The 24,102-nt window shown below is 54.7% G+C and carries 22 protein-coding genes, 1 pseudogene and 1 riboswitch; of the genes and pseudogenes, 21 read left to right on the top strand and 2 right to left on the bottom strand.

Annotation, left to right across the window (positions count from 1 at the left end):
• The first annotated feature begins 32 nt into the window (after positions 1–32).
• The gene (locus tag ACZ2GZ_RS09565; protein ID WP_251135216.1) at positions 33–848 is read left to right on the top strand and encodes a hypothetical protein; all 816 of its coding nucleotides are present in this window, start codon (positions 33–35) and stop codon (positions 846–848) included.
• The gene (locus ACZ2GZ_RS09560) at positions 845–1,780 is read left to right on the top strand and encodes an FUSC family protein (protein WP_021067068.1); all 936 of its coding nucleotides are present in this window, start codon (positions 845–847) and stop codon (positions 1,778–1,780) included. The genes ACZ2GZ_RS09565 and ACZ2GZ_RS09560 overlap by 4 nt, the downstream gene beginning before the upstream one ends.
• Before the next feature lie 401 nt (positions 1,781–2,181).
• On the opposite strand, the gene ACZ2GZ_RS09555 is transcribed toward ACZ2GZ_RS09560, so the two are convergent.
• Positions 2,182–3,870 (bottom strand): Rqc2 family fibronectin-binding protein, encoded by a 1,689-nt coding sequence (locus tag ACZ2GZ_RS09555; protein ID WP_214714076.1) that lies wholly within the window; start codon positions 3,868–3,870, stop codon positions 2,182–2,184.
• A 131-nt stretch (positions 3,871–4,001) separates the two neighbouring features.
• Between ACZ2GZ_RS09555 and gmk the strand changes: the two genes are divergently transcribed.
• The 14 genes and pseudogenes from gmk to ACZ2GZ_RS09485 all read left to right on the top strand — a co-directional run bounded on the left by gmk (position 4,002) and on the right by ACZ2GZ_RS09485 (position 17,879).
• Positions 4,002–4,649 (top strand): guanylate kinase, encoded by a 648-nt coding sequence (gene gmk / locus ACZ2GZ_RS09550; protein ID WP_029595720.1) that lies wholly within the window; start codon positions 4,002–4,004, stop codon positions 4,647–4,649.
• Positions 4,649–4,858: a DNA-directed RNA polymerase subunit omega gene (gene rpoZ / locus ACZ2GZ_RS09545; RefSeq protein WP_021067071.1), complete on the top strand. Its 210-nt coding sequence runs from the start codon at positions 4,649–4,651 to the stop codon at positions 4,856–4,858. The genes gmk and rpoZ overlap by 1 nt, the downstream gene beginning before the upstream one ends.
• 59 nt (positions 4,859–4,917) lie before the next feature.
• Positions 4,918–6,108 carry a bifunctional phosphopantothenoylcysteine decarboxylase/phosphopantothenate--cysteine ligase CoaBC gene (gene coaBC, locus ACZ2GZ_RS09540; protein ID WP_214713810.1) on the top strand — a complete coding sequence of 397 codons (1,191 nt, stop codon included), beginning with the start codon at positions 4,918–4,920 and terminating at the stop codon, positions 6,106–6,108.
• A complete protein-coding gene (priA, locus tag ACZ2GZ_RS09535; RefSeq protein WP_214713808.1) occupies positions 6,105–8,429 on the top strand; it encodes a primosomal protein N' in 2,325 nt (774 codons plus the stop codon). Before coaBC ends, priA begins: the two co-directional genes overlap by 4 nt.
• 11 nt (positions 8,430–8,440) lie before the next feature.
• Positions 8,441–8,866 (top strand): annotated as a pseudogene (gene def, locus ACZ2GZ_RS09530) (peptide deformylase); the annotation flags it as partial.
• A gap of 45 nt (positions 8,867–8,911) precedes the next feature.
• The gene (gene fmt, locus ACZ2GZ_RS09525; protein WP_353048041.1) at positions 8,912–9,826 is read left to right on the top strand and encodes a methionyl-tRNA formyltransferase; all 915 of its coding nucleotides are present in this window, start codon (positions 8,912–8,914) and stop codon (positions 9,824–9,826) included.
• A 1-nt stretch (position 9,827) separates the two neighbouring features.
• Complete coding sequence (gene rsmB / locus ACZ2GZ_RS09520; RefSeq protein WP_021067075.1) at positions 9,828–11,156, top strand: 16S rRNA (cytosine(967)-C(5))-methyltransferase RsmB; 1,329 nt, start codon at positions 9,828–9,830, stop codon at positions 11,154–11,156.
• 2 nt (positions 11,157–11,158) lie between these two features.
• Positions 11,159–12,244 carry a dual-specificity RNA methyltransferase RlmN gene (rlmN, locus tag ACZ2GZ_RS09515; protein ID WP_021067076.1) on the top strand — a complete coding sequence of 362 codons (1,086 nt, stop codon included), beginning with the start codon at positions 11,159–11,161 and terminating at the stop codon, positions 12,242–12,244.
• 8 nt (positions 12,245–12,252) lie between these two features.
• A complete protein-coding gene (locus ACZ2GZ_RS09510; protein ID WP_021067077.1) occupies positions 12,253–12,987 on the top strand; it encodes a Stp1/IreP family PP2C-type Ser/Thr phosphatase in 735 nt (244 codons plus the stop codon).
• A gap of 5 nt (positions 12,988–12,992) precedes the next feature.
• The gene (gene pknB / locus ACZ2GZ_RS09505) at positions 12,993–14,936 is read left to right on the top strand and encodes a Stk1 family PASTA domain-containing Ser/Thr kinase (protein ID WP_021067078.1); all 1,944 of its coding nucleotides are present in this window, start codon (positions 12,993–12,995) and stop codon (positions 14,934–14,936) included.
• A gap of 44 nt (positions 14,937–14,980) precedes the next feature.
• A complete protein-coding gene (gene rsgA, locus ACZ2GZ_RS09500) occupies positions 14,981–15,865 on the top strand; it encodes a ribosome small subunit-dependent GTPase A (RefSeq protein ID WP_021067079.1) in 885 nt (294 codons plus the stop codon).
• Between the two features lies 1 nt (position 15,866).
• A complete protein-coding gene (rpe, locus tag ACZ2GZ_RS09495) occupies positions 15,867–16,523 on the top strand; it encodes a ribulose-phosphate 3-epimerase (RefSeq protein ID WP_029595716.1) in 657 nt (218 codons plus the stop codon).
• Positions 16,524–16,542: 19 nt separating this feature from the next.
• A riboswitch (TPP riboswitch) is annotated at positions 16,543–16,643 on the top strand.
• A gap of 76 nt (positions 16,644–16,719) precedes the next feature.
• On the top strand, positions 16,720–17,292 hold the full coding sequence (gene thiT / locus ACZ2GZ_RS09490; RefSeq protein WP_021067081.1) for an energy-coupled thiamine transporter ThiT: 573 nt from the start codon (positions 16,720–16,722) through the stop codon (positions 17,290–17,292).
• Positions 17,292–17,879 (top strand): thiamine diphosphokinase, encoded by a 588-nt coding sequence (locus ACZ2GZ_RS09485; RefSeq protein ID WP_058763355.1) that lies wholly within the window; start codon positions 17,292–17,294, stop codon positions 17,877–17,879. Before thiT ends, ACZ2GZ_RS09485 begins: the two co-directional genes overlap by 1 nt.
• A 58-nt stretch (positions 17,880–17,937) precedes the next feature.
• Here the strand turns inward: ACZ2GZ_RS09485 and rpmB are convergent, their stop codons facing one another.
• On the bottom strand, positions 17,938–18,126 hold the full coding sequence (gene rpmB / locus ACZ2GZ_RS09480; RefSeq protein ID WP_015881349.1) for a 50S ribosomal protein L28: 189 nt from the start codon (positions 18,124–18,126) through the stop codon (positions 17,938–17,940).
• Between the two features lie 253 nt (positions 18,127–18,379).
• Here rpmB and ACZ2GZ_RS09475 point away from each other — a divergent pair, with 253 nt between their 5' ends.
• The 5 genes from ACZ2GZ_RS09475 to recG all read left to right on the top strand — a co-directional run bounded on the left by ACZ2GZ_RS09475 (position 18,380) and on the right by recG (position 24,099).
• Positions 18,380–18,742 (top strand): Asp23/Gls24 family envelope stress response protein, encoded by a 363-nt coding sequence (locus ACZ2GZ_RS09475; RefSeq protein ID WP_016509701.1) that lies wholly within the window; start codon positions 18,380–18,382, stop codon positions 18,740–18,742.
• 22 nt (positions 18,743–18,764) lie between these two features.
• Positions 18,765–20,456, top strand: coding sequence for a DAK2 domain-containing protein (locus ACZ2GZ_RS09470; RefSeq protein WP_470295196.1), 1,692 nt, complete (start codon positions 18,765–18,767; stop codon positions 20,454–20,456).
• Between the two features lie 63 nt (positions 20,457–20,519).
• Positions 20,520–21,182: an L-serine ammonia-lyase, iron-sulfur-dependent subunit beta gene (sdaAB, locus tag ACZ2GZ_RS09465; RefSeq protein WP_021067084.1), complete on the top strand. Its 663-nt coding sequence runs from the start codon at positions 20,520–20,522 to the stop codon at positions 21,180–21,182.
• A 12-nt stretch (positions 21,183–21,194) separates the two neighbouring features.
• Positions 21,195–22,082 carry an L-serine ammonia-lyase, iron-sulfur-dependent, subunit alpha gene (gene sdaAA / locus ACZ2GZ_RS09460; RefSeq protein WP_021067085.1) on the top strand — a complete coding sequence of 296 codons (888 nt, stop codon included), beginning with the start codon at positions 21,195–21,197 and terminating at the stop codon, positions 22,080–22,082.
• Positions 22,069–24,099 (top strand): ATP-dependent DNA helicase RecG, encoded by a 2,031-nt coding sequence (gene recG, locus ACZ2GZ_RS09455; RefSeq protein WP_058763359.1) that lies wholly within the window; start codon positions 22,069–22,071, stop codon positions 24,097–24,099. The genes sdaAA and recG overlap by 14 nt, the downstream gene beginning before the upstream one ends.
• The last annotated feature ends 3 nt before the right edge of the window (positions 24,100–24,102 follow it).

Here is a 24,102-nt window from a genome sequence, read left to right as displayed (position 1 = left end):
CAATAAAGGAGATGTGTATGGCGTATTCTAGAATGAAGGGAAAATCCTTGAAAGTCCGTTTTCAAGCAATCCCGAAACATCGTAAACTTGCGTTCGGACTCGTCCTCACCGTCTTGCCCCTCATTTTCTTCTTGAATTTATTCATATTCAGTCACGTGTTGGCACTTGGGGACACGTACGAGGACCGCTATCAAATGAAGAAACTTCGGCTCGAGACGGCGCACGGCAATGTCGAATTCGTTCGTAGCACGAATGAGAAAGTCCACATTGATGTGTTACAGACGAACTCGAAAGAGCGTCGCATCAAAGTCAAATCGGTCGGCGATACGATTTCGGTCGTCGAGCGCTACGGCCAATTCAGTCAATTCGGTAGTCGGGCGAGTGATGAACCATCCCGTTATAAAATCCGAGTCGCCTTGCCGAGCTCGATGACATCGATTGAAGTCGAGGCCGAGCAAGTGACCGGCCAAGGATTGATTGTCAAGACGATCGTCTTGGAGGCGAACGCCGTTAATGTAAAAAAACTCGAAAGTGATCGGCTTCGTGTCGAAACACGGAGTGATACGACACTCGAAACCGTCCGTGTCGTCACGGGAGATATCCGTTCGTATCGGAACGCGACCGTGAGCGACATCGTCGTCAATCAAAGCATGACGATTCAGACGGAGGCGGGGACGCTCGCGTACGCGCCGCGTAATGCGACCGGACAAGTGAACGTCACGACCACAGGCAACGTGACGGCGTCGGAACGGTTCAACGAAATCGGGGGCGGCGTGTACCATCTGTCGAACTCGAACCGACCAAACATCGAACTCATTTCCGAGACAGGAAAGGTCGAGCTTAAATGATGAACAAACGTTACATCCCAAAAGTCGGACTTCGAACTTTGAAAACCGGCATCGCCGTCGCCATCACCATCGCTTTGTCCTGGTACGTGTTCGGCATCTATTCAGGCATGGGGGCCATCGCGGCCGTCGTCGCGATGCAACCGACCGTGAAACGGTCATCGAAAATCGTCTTCAGCCGCATCTTCGGGACGATGGTCGGGCTCATGTGCGGTCTCCTGATCGTCTATGCGTTCGGGGTCAACCCGATTTCAATCGGGCTCGCCGTCATCGTCGCGCTCACGCTCAATACGACGTTCGATAAGACGCACATGTCGACGTATGCGGCGTTCGCGATCGTGCTCATGCTCGAGAACCCGACGACCGACTTCTTCCACTATGCGTGGACCCGTTCCCTGTTGACGGCCGTCGGTGTCTTCGTCTCGCTCGGTGTCAACTATGCGTTCATGCCGCCTCGTTACGAGGAGCGGTTGCTCAGTGAGATTCGGAAGACGTCGGCGTATATGTTCCAGCACTGGCGCGAGCTCGTCGGGTCGCCGTCCGAGTTGCTCGAGACGCGGGCCCGTATCCTCGGCCATCAGGAGCTGCACATGATGCTCCAAGAGGATATGAAAGTGACGAACGTGAAATTGAAGCATTTGACGATGAAGCAATACCGGTTATTGATTCACCTTGAGGACAAGCTCGTCTTATTGCTCGAGAGTCTCGCTGAACATCGGGAGGCGCTATTGGTCATGGACGAGGAAGAACGCCGGGTGTTCGAGTCCGAGTTTTTATACCTCCTCGCGCATCACCACGATATCCTTTATACGTGTGACAAGCCGCATGCGCTGTTCACGTTGCCGCATGAGGATTTATCCGTTTCTGAAATTTTACACGGGCACTTGCTCGACTATCATGAACAGCTCGAAGCGTTCAAACATAATCCGAAATAAACGAAGGCCCCGTTTTAGCGACGGGGCCTTTATTTGTTGTCAATGTAAGTGGAGATGTCATATTTACACATGCCTTTGGCGACACCCTCCGTTCCTGGGGCGATGCGGATGCCTCCGCAGTGCGTGCCGCACTTTACAGGGTCATCCTTGCATCGCTATCCCCTAGGAGTTCGGGTGCCGGCCTTGGCATGTGTCTGCTCGCCTGTCGATCAGACGTGTACCAATCCTTTCGTTCGTCCGCCGGCGTCCCGACTCCTGCAGGAAAGCAACCCAACGGAGACCCAGCAGCGACATTGAGTCGCGATGCGGCTCCGGGGTTGCCTGCGGAAAGCGTAGGCGCCGAGAGGACGAGTGACCATGGGCTAACAAGAAAAAGCCACGTCATGTGACGTGGCCAGAACTCATTGCTGGAGTGATTTGACGAGCCGCTCATCCGGCGTGACGTACACCGTCTGCTGGTCCGTATATATGACGAATCCAGGCTTGGCACCGCTCGGCTTTTTCACGTAACGTGCTTTCGTGTAATCGACCGGCACACCGCTCGAGGCACGGGCCTTCGAGAAATAAGCGGCGACGGTCGCCGCCTCGAGCAACGTCGTCTCGTCAGGTTCGCCCGAACGGATGATGACGTGGGATCCGGGAATATCTTTCACATGAAGCCAAATCTCGTCGCGACGGGCGAACTTGAACGTCAAATGATCGTTTTGCGTATTGTTCTTCCCGACGAAGAACTCTGTCCCCGTCGACGACGTATACGCCTCGAGCGAAATTTTCTTCGTCTGTTTCTTCTTTTGATTCCGTTGCTTCATGTAGCCGCCTTCGGCCAACTCTTCTCGAATCTCGACGATGTCGGCCGGTGAGGCGACGTCGAGCTGGGCGACGAGCGTCTCTAAATACTCAATTTCGGCGTCGTTCAATTCGATTTGTTTCTGTACTTCGACTTTGGCGACTTTCAACTTGTTGTATTTCTTGTAGTACGCTTGTGCGTTCTCGTTCGGTGTCTTGAGCTTGTTGAGCGGGATGTCGATCATGCCGCCTTCCTCGTCGTAATAATCGACGACGTGGGCGACGGTCATGCCTTTCTCGAGCTGGAACAAGTATGTTGTCAACAGCTCCCCGTATTTCTGAAGTTCGTCGGACCGTTCCGTCGCCTTCAAATCGTCAAGCAGTCGCTTACGCTTCAACAGGTTTTTCTCAAGCTCGGACTTGAGCAGACGCTCGACATCGTGAGCTTGTTGTTTGACACGGTCGCGGTTCGCTTTCTCATAGAAGAAACGGTCGAGCACGTCTTTGCTCGTCTCATAGCTCTCTTCAGAGGTGATCTCACCGGACGTGAGCACGATTGGACTGAAGCGTTCTTTGCCCGACGCGAGCTGTTGGAAGACGTAAGGGCCTTCGAGGTCGCTCATCACGCTGACGAACGACTCCTCGATGCTGGCCCGGTTCGGGAGTTTGGCCCGGTGGACGATCTCTTGGGCGATTTGCGGGCTGAGCCCGGCGAAACTGGCCACGAGCTGCTTGTCGAGCGAGCCGGCGTTCCAGTCGATACGTTTCAAACCGGCTTCACGCTCCGTCAACGGATCACACTTGTCTTGGGCCGGTGGCAGTAAGTACTCGCTGCCCGGCATGATTGTCCGGTATGTGTTTTGTGACGGCGGAAGATGTTTGATGGCGTCTAAAATCTTGCCGTCCTCGTTCGTCAAGACGACGTTCGAGTGACGCCCCATTAGTTCGATATACACTTTCTTATTCTCTTCGTCGCCGAGCTCGTTTCGTGAACGGATCGACAGGACGATGACACGGTCACGTCCGACTTGTTCGATTGCCGTGATGAAGCCGCCTTCGATGTGTTTTCGGAGCATCATACAAAACATCGGCGGTTCTTGCGGGTTCTTGGTCGGGTTGTCGGTCAGTTGGAGCCGTGCGTACATCGCATTCGCCGAAACGAGCAATTGGACGCTTTGGCGGTTCGAGCGGACTTGAATCATCAAATCGAGCGAATACGGTTGGTGCACGCGATTGATGCGCCCCCCGACGAGCGCTTGTAATTCTGTTACAACACGATATGTCATTAATCCATCATATGCCACTAGTCTCATCACCTTTGTTCTTTTTCTGTCTCTACGTTATCAGATTCACGGAAAATATGGTACGATGAAGTAGGAAATCCGAACTTCTTCTTGCCGGAACAATTGATTGACTGCTATTATAATTAAATGTGATGTTAGAAGATGGAGGTCTTGCAGTGAATTTTAAAGAACGAGGATTATTAATCGTCTTGTCTGGCCCGAGCGGCGTCGGGAAAGGTACCGTTTGTCGAGTACTCCGTGAAGAGAAGGACAACAACCTTCAATATTCGGTCTCGGCGACGACCCGCAAACCGCGCGAAGGAGAAGTGGAAGGCGTACACTACTTCTTTAAGACGAGAGAACAATTTGAACACATGATCGAGCATAAACAATTGCTCGAGCACGCTGAATTTGTCGGCAACTATTATGGGACACCGGTTGAATGGGTTCGTGAGACACTCGAAAGCGGGAAGGACGTCATCCTCGAGATTGAAGTCCAGGGCGCTTTCCAAGTGAAAGAGCGTTTCCCGGAAGCGGTCTTTTTATTCTTGGCTCCGCCAAGCCTGCAAGAACTACGTAACCGCTTAGTCGGTCGAGGCACGGAATCGGAAGACGTGATCAAGCAACGCTTGCTCGTCGCCCGGGAAGAAATTGAATTGATGGATGCATACGATTACGTCGTTACGAATGATGAAGTGGATAAAGCGATCGATCGTATCAAAGCGATCGTGACGGCCGAACATTGTAAACGTGAACGTGTCGCGTCTCTCTATAAAAAAGCCATGATGGAGGTCATTTAATGTTATACCCTTCGATTGATGCCTTACAACGTATCATCCCGTCGAAATACACAATCGTCACGGTGGCCGCGAAGCGGGCCCGCCAAATCCAGGACGGAAAAGCAACAAAAATCGCCGCGCCAAAATCGTATAAGCCGGTCGGTCAAGCGCTAGAAGAATTGTATTCGGGTGACACGACAATCATCACGAACGAAAAAAACAACGGATGAAGTGTGACCCAAGTCGGATGCGACTTGGGTCTCATTGTCTATAAGGGGGAGAATTGTGAATGTTGAACGATCGGAATATCTTGCTTTGTGTGAGCGGCGGTATCGCGGCGTATAAGGCGTGCGCGCTCACGTCGAAACTCGTCCAGGCCGGTGCGAACGTTCGAGTGGCGATGACCGCGTCAGCCGAAGAATTCGTCGGCAAAGCGACGTTTCAGGCGCTCAGCCGAAATCCGGTATACACCGACGTGTTCGAGGAACACGATCCGACCAAAATCGCCCACATCGACGTCGTCGATACGAGTGACTTGATCGTCGTTGCACCCGCCACGGCGAACATGATTGCGAAACTCGCAGCCGGTATTGCCGATGACTTCATCACGACCTCGATTTTAGCGGCCAAATGTCCCGTCATCGTCTCACCGGCGATGAACGTCAATATGCTCGAACATCCGGCCACGCGCCGCAATATCGAGACGCTCAAAACGTTCGGCTATCAAATCATCGAACCGGGCGTCGGCAATCTCGCGTGCGGGTGGATCGGTGGTGGACGCCTTCCGGAACCGGAAGACCTCGTCCGTATCGTCGAGAGCCAGTTCGTCCCGAAACATCTGCTCGGGAAACGCGTGCTAATCACGGCCGGTCCGACGGTCGAACGCATCGACCCGGTCCGCTTTTTATCGAACGACTCCTCTGGCAAGATGGGCGTCGCGCTCGCCGCGGCTGCCCGCGATATGGGCGCATACGTCACGCTCGTCCACGGACCGCTGCAAGTACCCGTACCGGACGGCGTGACCGCCATCGCCGTCGAATCAGGCACGGATATGCTCGAGACGGTGCTCGCGCGTTTCGATGACCAAGACCTCGTCATCAAATCGGCCGCCGTCGCCGACTATCGCCCGAAGACGGTCCATAGCGAGAAACATAAAAAAGTGCACGGCCCGTTGACGATCGAACTCGAAGAGACGACCGACATCTTGAAGACGCTCGGGGAGAAGAAGACGCATCAGCTCCTCGTCGGTTTTGCGGCCGAGACGGAGAATCTCGAGCAACACGCCCGCGATAAAATCGCCCGTAAACGGGTTGACTATCTCGTCGCCAACGATGTGTCCCAGCCAGATATCGGCTTCCGCGCCGATGACAACGAAGTCACGTTGTTTCGGGCGGACGGGGCTCATGTCCGCTTACCGCGACAGAGCAAACGTGCACTCGCTGTCGAGTTGCTCACACATTTTAAGGAAGATTTGCGATGATCGCCCACGTCCATGTCGATGCGCCCGTCATCACGATCGACCGTCCGTTCGATTATGAAGTGCCGCCCCAGTTCGAGACGTTAATCGAACCGGGCATGCGTGTCTCGGTCCCGTTCGGCTCACGACGCCTGCTCGGAATCGTCACCGGTGTCTCAGAAGGGACGCGCGAAGGGTTGAAACCGCTCGAAGCCCTATTAGATGAAGAATCATCACTGACGGACGAGTTGCTCGACTTATCGACCCATGTGAAAGAGACGACGCTCTGTTTCCGGTCGTCGGCACTCCTCGCCATGTTGCCGGCAGCGCTGAAAGTGAGTTACGACAAAGAGATTAAAGGCGAGACGCTCCCGGACGGCGTTCGAGCCGGTACCCATCTTTCGGAGTATCCGAAAGAGACGCAGTCCATCATCTTGGCGCTCGCCAAAAAAGGGGACATCTTGCTCGCGCCGGTGTTAAAAGAGAAACGGACGGTGAAGACGGACCTCGTCATCGAGCTCATCGATGCGACGCTCATCCCGGCCCGGGCGAAGAAACAACAAGAAGCGATTCAGTTGCTGAAGGACGTCCCGCGGATGTATTGGTCGTCGTTACGTCAAATCGGCTTGTCGCGCGCACAACTGCAAAAGATGGAGTCGCTCCGTGCCGTCAAAGTGACCGAGGTCGAACTGAACCGCGACCCGTACGCCACGATTGAACAGGTCATCGAGACGGTCGAACTGAATGAAAGTCAAGCCACGGCTGTCCATGCCATCCGCGATGCGGAAGCCGGGGAGACGTTACTCTTACACGGTGTCACCGGCAGTGGGAAGACCGAGGTCTATTTAGAAGCGATCGGTCAAGTCGTCGATGACGGCAAGCAGGCGATTTTGCTCGTCCCGGAAATCTCGCTCACGCCGATGATGGTCAAACGATTCAAACGTCGCTTCGGAGACCGGGTCGCCGTGCTCCATAGCGCCTTGTCACAAGGAGAGAAATATGACGAGTGGCGCAAAATCAAACGACGTGAAGTCGATGTCGTCGTCGGGGCACGCTCGGCGATTTTCGCACCGCTCGAAAACATCGGCCTCATCATCTTGGACGAAGAGCATGAGACGACGTACAAGCAAGAAGAGAACCCGCGCTATCACGCGCGTGACGTCGCGATTTGGCGGGCCGAGTACCACGAGTGCCCGGTCGTCCTCGGAAGTGCGACCCCGTCACTCGAGTCTTACGCCCGCGCCCAAAAAGGCGTCTATCGCTATTTGCAACTGAGCGAACGGTACGGTGGCGAGATGCCGCCTGTCCATATTATCGACATGCGGCGTGAGCTCGCCAAAGGCAACACGACGATGTTTTCAGAAGATTTATTTGTCGCCATCAACGACCGCATCGCGAAAAAAGAACAGTGCGTCATCTTGCTCAACCGTCGTGGTTTCACGACGTTCGTCATGTGTCGCGACTGTGGGGAAGGGCTTACCTGTCCGCACTGCGCCGTCAACTTGACGTATCACCAACACGGCGACCGGCTCAAATGCCACTACTGCGGCTATGAGATCGGTATGCCGTCGAAGTGCCCGACGTGTGACAGCAAGAAAATCAAACAGTTCGGCACCGGGACGCAAAAGATCGAGACCGAGCTGTTGAATCGCATCCCTGAGGCGCGGATCATTCGGATGGACCAAGACACGACGTCACGCAAAGGGTCGCACGAACAACTATTGAAACGCTTTGAGGATGGGGAGGCCGACATTTTGCTCGGTACCCAGATGATCGCCAAAGGGCTCGATTTCCCGAACGTCACGCTCGTCGGCGTGCTCGCGGCGGATGCGACGCTCGGCATGCCCGATTTCCGGGCGACCGAGCGTACGTTTCAACTCGTGACCCAAGTCGCCGGTCGGGCCGGACGCGGTAGTCTGCCGGGTGAGGCGTACGTTCAGACGTACAACCCGGACCATTATGTCATCGAGACGGCGAGTGAACATGATTATGAATCGTTTTACGCCCGGGAGATGCAACTGCGCCAAGTCGGTAATCATCCCCCATATTGGTACGTCACGCTCGTCACGTTCGCGGCGGAAAGTCCGCTCGTCGCCCAAGCCGAGGCCGAGCTGTTCGCCGCCGATTTCGTCGAGGCGCACGTGGCCCAGTCGCGACTGAACGGGCCGATGCCGGCACCGTTGTCGAAACTGAAGAACTTGTTCCGCTATCAGTTGTTCATCAAGACGAAACATCCGGAAGCGTTATATCCGGTCCTCGCCACGCTGCAACAGGCACGGGCAAAGGCGATTAGCAAAAAAGAATATCAATTGAGTATCGACGTAAACCCATACGTATTCATGTGAGGTGGAACCAGATGTATAAAGTAGTAGAGATTCCAAATGAGATTTTACGGGTCACGTGTGATCCGGTGACAAAGTTTGATAAAAAATTGCGTCAGACGGTCGATCGACTGTTCGACACGATGTATGAATATGATGGGGTCGGCGTGGCCGCCCCACAGGTCAATTTGAATCAACGGCTCGCTGTCGTCCATACGGATGATGAGACGGGACCGCTCGTGTTGATCAATCCGGAAATCATCGAGACGTCCGGGACCGAGATCGGTCTTGAAGGCTGCTTGAGTATCCCGGGTGAGTTCGGTTTCGTCGAACGGCATGAGACGATCGTCGTCAAGACGCAGGATTTGAAAGGCCGCACCCAACAAGTGAAGGCGAGCGGATTCTTCGCTCGGGCGATTCAACATGAGATCGACCATTTGGACGGAGTATTGTTCACGGACAAGCTCGCCGTGCCGGACAAAGGGACGGATCAGCGTATCGTCTTCATGGGGACGCCGACGTTTGCCGTATCCGTACTTGAGCGCTTGCTCGAAGAAGGATACAATGTCGTAGGTGTCGTCTCGCAACCGGACAAACCGGTCGGCCGTAAACGCGAACTGAAACCGACGCCGGTGAAAGAGTGTGCCCTGCGCCACAATATCCCGGTGTTACAGCCTGAAAAGGTGCGGACCGATTTCGCGGATATCTTGGCACTCGAACCGGACTTGATTGTGACGGCGGCGTACGGACAAATCGTCCCGACCGAACTGTTAGAAGCACCAAAACATGGCGCCATCAACGTCCATGCCTCGCTGTTGCCGAAATATCGAGGTGGCGCGCCGATTCATCAAGCCATCCTCGATGGGGACAAAGAGACGGGTGTCACCATCATGTATATGGTCGATAAGCTCGATGCTGGCGACATGATTGCCAACACGGTCGTCCCGATTGAAGAATTGGACACGGTCGGTACGTTGTTCGACAAGCTCGCGGTCGCAGGATCAGACTTGTTGCTCAAGACGCTTCCTGCCTTCCTCGCTGGTTGGATTGAAGCCGTACCGCAAGACGAGCGTGACGTCACGTTCGCACCGAACATTAGCCGAGAGCGGGAACAGATTGACTGGACCCGTGCCGGTGCAGATATTTATAACCACATCAGAGGGATGAATCCGTTCCCGACGGCGTATACGACGATTGCCGGGGAACGGGTCAAACTGTTCTTCGGGTCGAAAACGACAGGGACGGGTGAACCGGGAACGATTGTACGACTTGAAGAGGATGGATTTGTCGTCGCGACAGGCGACGCGGTCGCCATTAAAGTGGTCGACTTGCAACCATCTGGTAAAAAACGAATGGACGGGGCCACATTTATGCGTGGGGCCGGCCAAAAGTTACAAGTCGGCGATCGACTAGGAGGATAATATGAACGTACGAGTTGCAGCACTGGATACGCTAATCAAAATCGAACAAGGCGGCGCCTATTCGACGATTGCGGTCAACGATTTATTGAAACAGAAGAAATTGGCGACGAAAGATGTCGGCCTATACACAGAGCTCGTCTATGGGACGCTCGGCCGGAAACGGACGCTCGATTATATTTTAGAGAAGCGGGTTCAAAACCCGAAAAAATTGGACCGTTTCGTCTTGCCGCTCTTACGGATGAGTGTCTATCAACTGTTTTACCTCGACAAGATTCCGGATCGGGCCGTCTTGCACGAAGCGGTCGAGATTGCGAAAAAACGGGGCCATTCGGGTACCGGTAAGTTCGTCAACGGCGTGTTGCGCAACGTCATTCGGGACGGGTTCCCGGATTTGAGCACGCTTCCGGACGCTGAACGGATTGCCATCGAACATAGCCATCCCGATTGGCTCGTCGCCGAATGGGTGGAAACGTACGGTGTCGAAGCGACCGAGGCGATGTGTAAATTAAACAATGAGCCGGCTCCGGTCACGGTTCGGGTCAACCGCCAGCGCGTCACGGTCGAAGAGATGATTGAACGGCTCGCCGAAGTCGATGTCGTCGCGACACGCTCGGAGCTGTCAGCGGACGGACTCATCATCGAATCCGGAAACGTGCACTCGACAGCGTTCATCGATATGGGCTTGTTGTCGATTCAAGACGAGAGCTCGATGATCGTCGCCGATGCGCTTCAAGCCGGGAAAATGGAACGCGTCCTCGATGCGTGTGCCGCACCAGGTGGAAAAGCGATGCATACGGCAGAACGCATGGACGGTGGAACGCTCGTCGCCCTCGACTTGCATCCGCATAAAGCGAAGTTGATTGAACGTCAAGCGAAGCGTCTGCATATCGATGGAGTGACCGCACTTGCCCTCGATGCCCGCCAGGCCGGGGACAAATTTGAACCGGAGAGCTTCGACCGGATTTTACTCGACGTCCCATGCTCGGGACTCGGTGTCATCCGTCGCAAGCCCGATATCAAATGGACGAAAGACAAGTCCGCCCTCGCCGGACTGCCGAAAGTCCAACGTGAAATCATTGACGCCGTCTTGCCACTGCTTAAACGAGGTGGTACGCTAGTGTACTCGACATGTACCATCGACCCTACTGAGAATGAACAGCAGGCAGATTACATTTTGTCGAACGGATTGACGTGGGATGAGACACTCCAAGACCGTCTTCCACAAGTATTGCACCCGATGATGTCATCGGACCGCGCTGAACTCAAATTACTCCCGACGTCGTTCGGGACGGACGGTTTCTATATCGCCGCATTCAAGAAAGAGGTATAAACATGAATCCAAAAGCAGTTGAAAAAAATCCATTAGTCGGTGCCAAGCCGTCACTCTATTCCCTCACGTACTCAGAGCTCGAACAATGGCTGATTGAGGCAGGAGAAAAATCGTTCCGCGCGAAACAGTTATATGACTGGATGTACGTCAAGCGTGTGACATCGTTCGACGATATGACGAACGTCTCGAAACCGCTCCGCGAGAAATTAGACGCGGCGTTCCAATTGACGACATTGAAAGAACTCGTCCGTCAAGAATCAAAGGACGGGACAATCAAGTTCTTGTTCGAGCTTCAAGACGGTTATTCTATCGAGACGGTACTCATGCGCCATGAGTACGGAAACTCGGTCTGTGTCACGACGCAAGTCGGCTGCCGCATCGGTTGCACGTTCTGTGCTTCGACGCTCGGTGGTTTGAAACGTAACTTAGAGGCCGGTGAAATCACGGCCCAAGTCCTCGACGTCCAGCGCGCGCTCGACGCGAGCGAAGAGCGGGTCGACTCGGTCGTCGTCATGGGAATCGGCGAACCGTTCGATAACTACGACGAATTGATGCGCTTCTTGCGCACGGTCAACCACGATGACGGCTTGAACATCGGTTCACGTCACATCACCGTGTCGACGAGTGGGATCGTACCGAAGATTTACAAGTTTGCCGATGAAGGCATGCGCATCAACTTCGCAATCTCGCTTCACGCGCCGACGACGGAGATTCGGACACGCCTTATGCCGATCAACCGTGCTTACAACTTGGACAAGTTGATGGAAGCCGTCAACTACTATACAGAGAAGAGCGGTCGCCGCATCACGTTCGAATACGGTTTATTCGGCGGGGTTAACGACACGGAAGAACACGCGCATCAACTCGCTGACTTGTTGAAAGGCGTCAAATGCCACGTCAACTTGATTCCAGTCAACCACGTGCTCGAGCGCGATTACGTCCGCACACCACGTAAACAAATTTTTGCCTTTGAAAAAGTGCTCAAAGATCGAAAAGTGAACGTGACGATTCGTCGCGAACAAGGTTCGGATATCGATGCGGCTTGTGGGCAGCTTCGAGCGAAGGAGCGCGAACAAGAAACGAGGTAATCACGAAGATGGAATTAGCATACCGAACCGACCGAGGCCAAGTGAGAGCACAGAACGAGGATGCCGTCTTGATTTTAGGGGACGAACATGCCGGAATTGCTCTCGTGGCCGACGGGATGGGGGGACATGAAGCCGGGGAGGTCGCGAGTCAGCTCGTCATCGAGCAGTTTCGCCGTGCCTTCTCGACGCTTCCGGCCTCGCCGATGGAGATGGAGAATTGGTTCCGCCAAAACGTGGAACTGGCCAATGATCAAGTGCTCGATTTCTCGAAACAAGCCAACCTCCTCATGATGGGGACGACGATTGCCGGTGTCTGTTGGCACGACGAGACGATCGTCATCGTCCACGTCGGGGATAGTCGTGTATATGCCTTGCGAGATGATAAGCTGCAGCAATTGACGGAAGATCATTCCTACGTGAACGTGTTGAAACAACTCGGCGAATTGACCGAGGAAGAGATGCGCGTCCATCCGAAACGTAACATTATCACCCGTTCAATCGGCTCGAATGAGCATGTCGAACCTGATCTGCAAGTGTTTGCCGAACCCGAGTTTGACACGATTTTAATCTGTACGGACGGCTTGACGACTCATTTGACTGATGAGGAAATCAAGCAAGTCTTGAAACGTCCCGTCTCGGCGGACGTCAAGGCGGATCAATTGATCGATCAAGCCAACCGTTTGGGTGGGAGTGACAACATCACCGTTGCCCTCGTCCAGTTCACAGATAGAAAGAGAGGATGAATCCGATGCGAAGTGGAGAACGAATCAACGATCGTTATCGGATCGAACAGCAAATCGGCAGCGGCGGCATGGCAAATGTCTACCGGGCTCACGATGAGATTTTAAACCGAACCGTCGCCATCAAGGTGTTGCGATCTGAATTCTCGCATAACGAACAATTTATACGCCGGTTCGAACGGGAAGCCCACGCGGCGACTAGTCTGAACCATCCGAATATCGTCGCCATCTACGACGTCGGAGACGAGCGTGACATCTATTACATCGTCATGGAACACGTCGATGGGATGACGCTCAAACAATATTTGCAAGAAGAGTACATATCTGTCGACGAGGCGCTTCGCATCATGGGACAGATTTGTGATGCCATCGACCATGCCCATGCGAATCGAATCATTCATCGGGACATCAAACCGCAAAACATGATGATCGATCAGAGCGGCAACGTCAAAGTGACGGACTTTGGGATTGCGGTGGCCATGTCGAACGCGACGCTGACCCATACGATGTCAGTGCTCGGCTCGGTCCATTACTTTTCTCCAGAACAGGCGCGCGGAAAGTTCGCCGATGAGAAGTCAGATATTTATTCACTCGGTGCCGTCCTGTATGAACTCGTGACCGGACGCGTTCCGTTCATCGGCGAGACGCCAGTCGCCGTCGCACTTCAACATTTGCAAGACGACCCGATTCGACCGATGGATTTGAACCCGAACATCCCGCAAGCGCTTGAGAACTGCATCATGCAGGCGCTGGCGAAATCACCGGGCGCCCGTCACACATCGGTCGCCGCCTTTAAGAAGGATTGCATGACGGCGCTCGACCCGGAACGTGCGAACGAACCGAAACGCCTCAGTACGGAACAGGACGCATTCGATCAGACGCTCGTCATGTCACCGGTCGTCCCGGACGAACCGAACGTCAAAGAGACACCGGAACAACCGGTCGCACCGAGCGAACCTGAGACAGCGAACCCGAAGCCGAAACGGAAGAAGAAGTGGTGGCTTTGGCTCCTACTCCTCTTCTTGTTGATTGGCGGCGGAATCGGGGCATATGTCATCGCCGATGAGATGTCCCGTGCCGTCGTGCCAGACGTCGTCGGGATGACGAACGACGAAGCGACGACCGAACTCGAAACAGCCGGTTTTGTCGTCGAAGCGACAGAGCGGGCGAGCGATAACATCGCCGCTGGCGACGTCATTTCGCAGACACCGCAAGCCGGTCGGAAACCGAAACGCGGAACGACCGTGACGATTGTCGTGTCGGCCGGGAAAGAGACGGTCGCGATGCCGGACGTCGAAGGATTGTCTCAGTCGGCGGCCGAGCGGACGCTCAAAGACCTCGACTTTGCGGATATCGAAATTCAATCCGAGGCGTCGGAGACGGTCGATAGCGGCGATGTCATCTCCCAGTCGATTGCTCCGGACAACGAGGTCGTCCCGTCTGAAGAGACGGTGACGCTCGTCGTCTCGACCGGTAGCAATAAAGTCGAACTCGCCAATTTAGCCGGGTATACGTTTGAGGAAGCGACGACGTACGCCGAACAGAATAGCTTGAAAATCGTCAAACGAGACGAGTATTCAACGAGCGTGCCCGCCAACCAAATCATTCGTCAGTTACCGACGGCCGGAACAGCCGTCGACCCGGGGACGGAATTGACCGTCATCGTGTCGCAAGGGGTCGAACCGACCGACGTCTCGATTGAACGGGAAGTCAACGTCGAAATCGATCCGCCTGCTGAAGGCGAAGAACCTGTGGCACTCGAGGTCGTCATTCGGACGGTAGACGCCCGTGGCGAAGTCGAAGTGTTGCGTGATAAGATAACGGAGACGACGACTTACTCGTATACGCTCGTCATTGCACCGGACGAAGTCGGAACCGCGACGATCGAAGTCGACGGGGAAGTCGTCCGGACGGATACGGTGACGTACGCACAAGCAAAAGATTCACAATGAAGAGGTGGCGCGCGCGTCGCCTCTTTTTCTAAGGAGGTCATAGGATGAAAGGTACGATTATTCGATTACAAGGCGGGTTTTATGATGTCATGACGGAAGAGAAACAAGAGATCCGTTGTCGCGCCCGCGGCAATTTCCGCAACCGGAACATCTCGCCGGTCGTCGGCGACGATGTCGATATTCAAGACCAAGGGGACGGCACAGGCTATATCTTGGCCGTCGATGAGCGGTCGAACCATCTCGTCCGCCCGCCGATCGCTAACATCGATCAAGCGTTCTTGCTGTTCTCGGTCAAGGAACCGGCATTCTCGTTCCATCTGCTCGACCGTTTCCTCGTCTTAATCGAATCGAAGCAAGTCCATCCGATTATTGTCTTAACGAAAATGGACTTGTTGACGGAGTCGGAACTCGAAACGATTCAAGCGGCAGCGGCCTTATATCGGTCAATCGGCTATGAGGTCATCGAGACGTCGACGGAGACCGGGTCGGGGATTGAACAAATTCGTGGGTCGTTTAAAGAGAAGACGAGCGTGTTTGCCGGACAGACCGGAGTCGGCAAGAGTTCGCTCTTGAACGCGGTCGCGCCGGAACTAGAACTCGCGACCGGGAAAATCTCGAAGTCGCTCGGCCGAGGCAAGCACACGACGCGTCACGTCACGCTCATCACGCTCGCTGACGGGCTCGTCGCTGACACGCCTGGTTTCTCAAGCCTCGAGTTCCCAGAAGAACTCGAAGTCGAGGAGATGCGTTGGTGCTTCCCTGAGTTCGTCGAGCGGCACGACGACTGTAAGTTCCGAGGCTGTGCCCATTTGAACGAACCGGGTTGTGCCGTCAAAGCGGCCGTCGAGGCGGGAGAAATCGCTTCCACCCGTTATGAGAATTATGTTACGTTTATGGCAGAGTTAAACGATAGACAACGGAGGTACTGACATGATTAAAATTGCACCCTCGATTTTAGCGGCGGACTTCGCCAACCTAGAGGCAGAAGTGAAGGCGGTCCAAGAGGCCGGCGCGGATTATATCCATTTTGACGTCATGGACGGTCAATTCGTCCCGAACATCTCGATCGGTCTCCCGGTGCTCGCGAGCTTACGGAAGAAGTCGGACATGGTGTTAGACGTCCATTTGATGATCGACCAACCGGAGCGCTTCGTCGAAGACTTCATCAAGGCGGGAGCGGACATCGTCACCGTCCACGTCGAAGCGACGAACCATTTGCATCGCGTGCTTCAACAAATCAAGGCGGCCGGAGCCAAGTGTGGCGTCGTTCTCAACCCGCATACGCCGCTGTCATTGATTGAACACGTGCTCGGTGACGTCGACATGGTACTTCTCATGACGGTGAACCCTGGCTTTGGGGGTCAGAAGTTCATCGAATCGGTCGTGCCGAAAATCGCGGCGTTGAACGAGATGCGCCAAGCGCGCCGTCTCGACTTTGAAATCGAGATTGACGGCGGCGTCAATGCGGAGACTGCGAAATTATGTATCGATGCCGGTGCTGACGTGCTCGTGGCCGGCTCGGCCATCTATAACGAGCCGAGCTATAAAGACGCAATCGATAGCATTCGCAACGCATCTCGTGTATAATCGTCCATAGAACAACAAATATTGTCGCAAGGGGTGTCACATTTTGTGGCTGAGAGGCATACGCTAACCCTTTGAACCTGTTCCGTTCACACGGACGTAGGGATGTGGCGAAAATGCACGTTGCTACTCGATAGCAGCATGGCGTTTACGTCATGCTGCTTTTTGTCGTTCGCTCATATTTTAAGGAGGGAAATAGATGAAACAACGTTTAAAATTACAGGCGCTCATTGAAATCTCATTGTTCGCCGCACTCGGTTTGATTTTTGATTTGCTCATCCCGTTCCGGATGCCGCAAGGCGGGTCAATCAGCTTGGCGATGTTGCCGATTTTCGTCATGGCGTATCGTCACGGTTTGAAAGGCGGACTTGCGACCGGTGCACTTGTCGGAACGCTGCAACTGCTGTTCGGGGCCTACATCTTCACGCCGGTCCAGTTCCTGCTCGACTACACGTTCGCTTACGGTGTCGTCGGGATGGCGGGACTGTTTGCTGGTCAAGTGAAACGAGCCGCCAAGGATGAGGCGAAAAAGACGCTCGTCGTTTATTTGGTGCTCGGCGCGCTCCTCGGTTCACTGCTTCGTTACGGCGCCCACGTCTTGTCGGGGATCGTCTTCTTCGCCGAATACGCGGAAGGTCCGGTCGTCGCCTACTCGTTCGCCTATAACATGACGTACATGCTCCCGTCCTTCCTCGTGTCGGCCGTCGTCCTCGTCCTCTTGTTCGTCTCGGCGCCGCGCTTCGCGACGCTCGCGACCCGGGACGTCCGCTAATGCGGGTGTTGATTGTGGCGGCCAGCCCGGAACCAATCTCGGGACTCCCGCGTGACGTCGATTACATCATCGGCGTCGATGGGGGGTACGAGACACTGTTGAACCACGGGCTGAACCCAGATCTCGTCGTCGGCGATTTCGACTCCTTCACGGGCGAAGTGCCGATCGACGCCGTCCGCTATCCATCTGAGAAAGATGTGACCGACCTCGAGATCGCTCTCGAGGCGGCACGGGGGCATGGCGCGACGGAGATGATTGTCTACGGTGCGCTCGGCGGCCGGCTCGATATGACGCTCAGCAATATCGGTCTGCTCGAGGCGTATCCGGAGATGCGTCTCGTCACGGCAGGGCAGACGGTACGACTCGTCGGGTCGGGACGCTATGAACTCCCGCGTCAAGACGGTCACTATTTGTCGCTCATCCCATGGAAGCAGGCGAACGTGACCATCCGCGGCGTCAAATATCCGCTCGACCGTCACGATGTCGTCAGCCATGAGGCGCTCACCATCTCGAACGAATGGGACGATGAAGCGGCGGATTTGATCGTGCACGAAGGCATGGTGCTCGTGCTGTATGTCAAAAAATGAACACAAAAAAATCCCATCGGCGAATGCCGCTGGGATTTATTTCGTTCGTGTATAAAAATTATACGCGTTCAACGAGACCTGATTTAAGAGCGCGAGCTGAAACCCAAACTCGTTTAGGTTTACCGTCAACGAGAATACGAACTTTTTGTACGTTTACACCCCAAGTGCGTTTTGTCTTGTTGAGTGCGTGCGAACGGTTGTTACCTGATTTAGGTGATTTACCTGTTACGTAGCATTTACGTGCCATGCGTTTCCCCTCCTTTTTTATGTGGGTTCGTCCTAATAGACACTCGTTTATATTAGCACGGGTTTTTTCACGATGCAACTAGAAAATCATAGGATGACAAGAAAAAAACTTGACATTACTGGAAAGGATTTTAATAATGAATGAGGGTTACGGCTACAATTGACCGAGTTTATGGAGCAGGTTCTTTTAATAACTAGGTACTTATTGTAGAATGTAGTGAAGGAATCATTCCGAATAAAGGAGGCTACTCCATATGGCAATTGAAATGAAGACAACATATGGCAATATTGACATCACGAACGACGTGGTCGCGACACTCGCAGGCGGTGCGGCGATGGAATGTTTCGGCGTTGTGGGAATGGCGTCTCAAGCTCAATTGAAAGACGGGATCGCAGAACTATTGAAACGTGAAAACTACGCCCGAGGCGTGGTCGTACGTCAAGATGGAGAAGACGTACATATCGACATGCACATCATTGTAAGCTACGGGACGAAAGTGTCGGAAGTCGCATACAACGTGCAAAGCCGTGTAAAATACACGCTCGGTGAAACTTTAGGATTAAACGTTTCGTCGGTAAACATATTCGTACAAGGCGTTCGTCTGACGAATGACTGACGAGAACGAAGGAGGATTTGGTGTGGGTTTAAAACGTTTAGATGGATTGGTGTTCGCGAACATGGTCGCGAACGGTGCAGCCAACTTGAGCCAGAATGCGGATTATGTAGATTCGCTTAACGTCTTCCCGGTGCCGGACGGCGACACGGGGACGAACATGAATTTGACGATGACATCGGGTGCGAAAGAAGTGGCCGCACTCAACTCGGCGAATATCGCTGACGTCTCATCGAAGTTTGCACGCGGTCTCTTGATGGGGGCACGTGGGAACTCGGGCGTTATTTTGAGCCAGTTGTTCCGTGGTTTCGGTAAAGCAATCGAAGGCAAGACAGAAGTGTCGACAGTCGATTTCGCCGAAGCGTTGAAACGTGGCGTCGATACGGCATACAAGGCGGTTATGAAACCGGTTGAAGGAACGATTTTGACGGTTGCTCGTGAAGCGGCCGACGAAGCGCTCCGTGCTTCAGAGTCGACGAGCGACTTCAACGAGTTCATGGAACTCGTGATTGTCGAAGCGAAAGCTTCACTCGAACGGACACCGGACTTATTGCCGGTCTTAAAAGAAGTCGGCGTCGTCGATTCAGGCGGCCAAGGCTTGCTCGTCATTTATGAAGGGTTCCTCGCTAGCCTCGAAGGCAAAGAACTTGAGAAACCACATGCACCGGTCATGGATGCGCTCATTGAAGCTGAACATCATGCCCACGCTGCGCAAGGATTCATGTCGACGGAAGACATCGAGTTCGGCTATTGCACGGAAATCATGGTCCGGTTCCAAGACGAGAAATTGAAGGACGCGCCGTTCAACGAGGACGTGTTCCGCAATGAATTGTCTGAACTCGGTGACTCGCTCCTCGTCGTCGCAGACGAAGAGTTGCTCAAAGTTCACGTTCACGTCGAGACGCCAGGTGACGTCATCACGAAAGGACAGCGTTACGGGGAACTCGTCGCTGTCAAAATCGAGAACATGCGTCAACAGCACTCGACCATCTTAGAAGAAGAGCATGGCGCCAACCAGCACGGCGTTCAAACGGCTGCTCCGACGGCTCCGAAGGCGAAAGCGCCGTTCGCGATCGTTACGGTCGCGATGGGCGAAGGTGTCAGCGAATTGTTCCGTTCACTCGGGGCGGCCCACGTCATCGAGGGCGGTCAGACGATGAACCCATCGACGGAAGATATCGTCAAGGCGATTGAAGCGGCCAACGCGGATCACGTCTTCATCTTCCCGAACAACTCGAACATCATCATGGCTGCTGAACAAGCGGCCTCGGTCGCACCTTGCGGCGTCTCGGTCATTCCGACGAAGACGGTGCCACAAGGACTCGCGGCAGCGATCGCCTTCAATCCGGAAGCGGATGTGGAAACGAACGAGAGCGTCATGAAGGCTGCGGCAAGCGCCGTCAAGTCTGGTCAAGTGACGTATGCGGTTCGTGATACGAGCATCGACGGTGTCGAGATTCGTAAAGACGACCACATGGCGATTGCCGAGAAGAAAATCGTCGCCTCATCGGCTTCGAGCCTCGAAGCGGCGAAAGCGCTTGTCGACGCGCTCGTGGATGCCGATGACGAAATCATCACGATTTTGACGGGCGAAGGTTCGTCAGCGGAAGACGTCGCAGCACTCTCGGCGTATATCGAGTCGAAGAACGACGAGATTGAAATCGAGGTTCATGACGGGAAACAACCGCTCTACTCCTACATTTTTAGTGTGGAATAAGCTGTAACTCAGCCCTACCTTCTGTATAATGAAGGTAGGGTTTTTTTGAAAGGGGGAAATGCGATGAAATATCGCAGTGTGTTTGATATCATCGGTCCGGTCATGGTCGGTCCATCGAGTTCGCATACGGCCGGAGCCGCGCGCATCGGCCTCATGGCTGGGAAGTTGTTCGGGCGTACGCCACGGCTCGCGCACATCACGTTTTATGGGTCGTTCGCCGATACGTATCGGGGGCACGGTACCGATGTCGCCATCGTCGGCGGCATCATGGGCTTCGATACGTTCGATTTGCGCATCCCGCAAGCACTCGATATCGCCAAAGAGCGCGGCATCGAGGTCGTCTTTGAGACGAGCGATGCGTTGACAGACCACCCGAACACGGCCCGGGTCCACCTCGAGGACGAGGATGGCACGTTCGAAATCGTCGGGATTTCAATCGGCGGCGGGACGATCGAGATTACCGAGTTGAACGGATTCCCGCTTAAACTGTCAGGCGGCGGTCCGGCACTCGTCGTGTTGCACCATGATCGCTTCGGGGCGATCGCGGCCGTGACTGGCATCTTGGCCCGGCATGAGTTGAATATTGGGCATATGGAAGTGAGTCGTCACGAGAAAGGCAAGCAAGCGCTTATGGCGATTGAGATTGATGAACATCTGTCAAAAGACGTGTTAGCGGAAATTGAGCGGTTACCTCAAATCGAGCGGGTAGCCATCTTTGGGGAATAAGGAGAAACCAATATGTTTAAATCAGTAGAAGAATTAGTCAGAACGGCAACAGAGCGAGGCATTCCGATTTCAGAAGTGATGATCGAGCAAGAAGTGCACGTCAGACGCTCGACGCGGGAAGAAGTCGTCGGTATGATGGAGCGCAATCTAGAAGTGATGGAAGAAGCGGTCGCCCGGGCACTCGAAGGCGTGACGTCCGTGACGGGTCTCACGGGGAACGATGCCGTGCTCATGACCGACTATATCCGTTCCGGCAAATCGCTCGCCGGAGACTTGATTTTAGATGCGGTCGCAAAAGCGATCGGCACGAATGAAGTCAACGCGGCGATGGGACGCATCTGCGCGACCCCGACCGCCGGAAGCGCCGGCGTCGTACCGGGTACGTTGTTTGCGGTCAAAGAACGTCTGGAGATGGACCGTGACGCGATGGTCCGCTACTTGTTCACGTCAGGAGCGTTCGGCTTCGTCGTCGCAAACAACGCTTCGATTTCGGGAGCGGCTGGTGGTTGTCAGGCGGAAGTCGGCTCAGCGACCGGGATGGCCGCCGCGGCCATCGTCGAAGCGGCCGGCGGGACGCCGGAACAATCGGCGACGGCGTTTGCAATCGCACTGAAAAACATGCTCGGTCTCGTCTGTGACCCGGTGGCGGGGCTCGTCGAGGTGCCGTGCGTCAAACGGAACGCCATGGGCGGGGCGAACGCCATCGTTGCAGCCGATATGGCACTCGCCGGGATCACGTCACGGATCCCTTGCGACGAGGTCATTTCCGCGATGCATGAGATTGGCCAGATGATGCCGACCGCGTTGAAAGAGACAGCGCGTGGTGGTCTCGCCAATACGCCGACGGCACGCCGTCTCGAACGAAACATCTTTGGAGAGAAAGAAAATGTCCAGAAGTGAGGCGTTGACGACGCTGAAAGGGGTCGGGCCAGAAATGGCCAAAAAATTAGAGACGATGGGTCTCGAACGAATCGAGGACGTGCTGGAGCACGTCCCGTTTCGTTATGAAAATTATAATAGCGGCACCGTGACGACGGCCATTCACGGCGACCTCGTCAAATGGAGCGGCACCGTCCAGGCGGCACCGCTCGTACGCTATTACAGCAAAGGCAAGAACCGGCTCCAATTCCGCTTGTTGCTCGAGGAGCGCTACGTCGTCCACGTGACGATGTTCAACCGGGCCTTTTATAAAGACAAGCTCGCGCTCGGCGCCACGGTGACGGTCAAAGGGAAATGGGATATGAATCGGATGACGATCAGTGCGACCGACCTCGAGTTCGGTGAGCTCTCGGATGGGTTGCAACCGATTTATTCGCTCCGGGCCGGACTGACCCAAAAGAATTTCGGACGCATCGTCAAACTCGCATTCGAACAGACGACCTCGTTCGAGGATCGCCTGCCCGAATCGATTCGGCAACGTTATCGTCTCGAGGACCGGGAGACGATGTTGAAAGGGATGCATTTCCCTGATTCGGTCGAGACGTATAAACAGGCACGCCGAAGTTACGTCTATGAAGAGTGTCTGCTCTATCAATTGAAACTCCAGGCGTTCCGTAAGATGGAGCGGGCGGGGAAAGGGCGCGCGCTCACGCTCGACAAGCAGCGGTTGAACGAGTTCGTCAAACAGCTCGCGTTCCCGTTGACAGGGGCACAGACACGTGTCATCCGGGAGATTGTCGGCGACTTAGAAAAGCCAGAACGGATGAATCGGTTGTTACAAGGGGATGTCGGGAGCGGAAAGACAGTCGTTGCCGCGATCGCCTTGTATGCGACGGTGTGCGCCGGCTATCAAGGGGCGCTCATGGTCCCGACGGAGATTTTGGCCGAACAGCATCTCGCCTCGTTGCAGGCGCTGTTCGAACCTTACGGCATGCGCGTCGGGCTACTGACGAGTTCGGTCAAAGGCAAGGCTAGGAACGAATTGCTCCAGGCGATTAAAGACGGCGACGTCGATATCATCGTCGGGACGCACGCCTTGATTCAAGGGCCGGTCGAGTTTTCGCGTCTGCATCTGGCCATCACCGATGAGCAACACCGGTTCGGGGTCGAACAGCGGAAAATGCTCCGTGACAAGGCGGAACTCGCCGACGTGCTCTATATGACAGCGACGCCGATTCCACGGACGCTCGCCATCAGCGCTTTCGGGGAGATGGACGTCTCGACGATTGATGAGATGCCGGCCGGGCGGAAGCCGATTGAGACGTATTGGGCCAAGACCGATCAAATCGACCGGGTCCATGCGATGGTGAACCGTGAGCTCGCCCTCGGACGTCAAGCGTACGTCATCGCGCCGCTCATCGAGGAATCGGACACGCTCGAAGTCGAGAGCGCGACCGCGCTCTACGACATGTTACGGGAGCGCTTCCCGAATTATGCGGTCGGTCTCATGCACGGTAAACTGTCGAGCACCGAGAAAGACGAGGTCATGAAGGCTTTCGCTAGCAACGCCCTCCAAATCCTCGTCTCGACGACGGTCGTCGAGGTCGGGGTGAACGTGCCGAACGCCTCGCTCATCATCATCCACGACGCCGAACGATTCGGCTTGGCGCAACTGCACCAGCTGCGTGGGCGTGTCGGTCGAGGCGCCGATCAATCTTATTGTATATTGGTAGGGGATCCAAAGTCCGACGTCGGGAAACTTCGTTTAAAGACGATGACCGAGACGAATGACGGATTCGTGCTCGCCGAGAAAGACTTGGAACTCCGCGGGGCCGGTGACTTCTTTGGGACGGCCCAGAGCGGTCTGCCAAGCTTCCGCGTCGCTGATCCAGTACTCGATTTAAAAGTGATGGAAGTGGCGATGCAAGACGCCGTACGGCTGCTCGGGAGCGAGGCGTTTTGGAACGAGGCGACGTATGCCCCGCTCCGACACTATTTGAAACGACTCGACTTACTCGTCGGAGAACGATTGGAATGACAA

Source organism: Exiguobacterium sp. KKT215 (assembly GCF_055635335.1).
The sequence above is the reverse complement of the archived record's forward strand: the minus strand, read 5'-3'. Positions and strand labels throughout refer to the sequence as shown.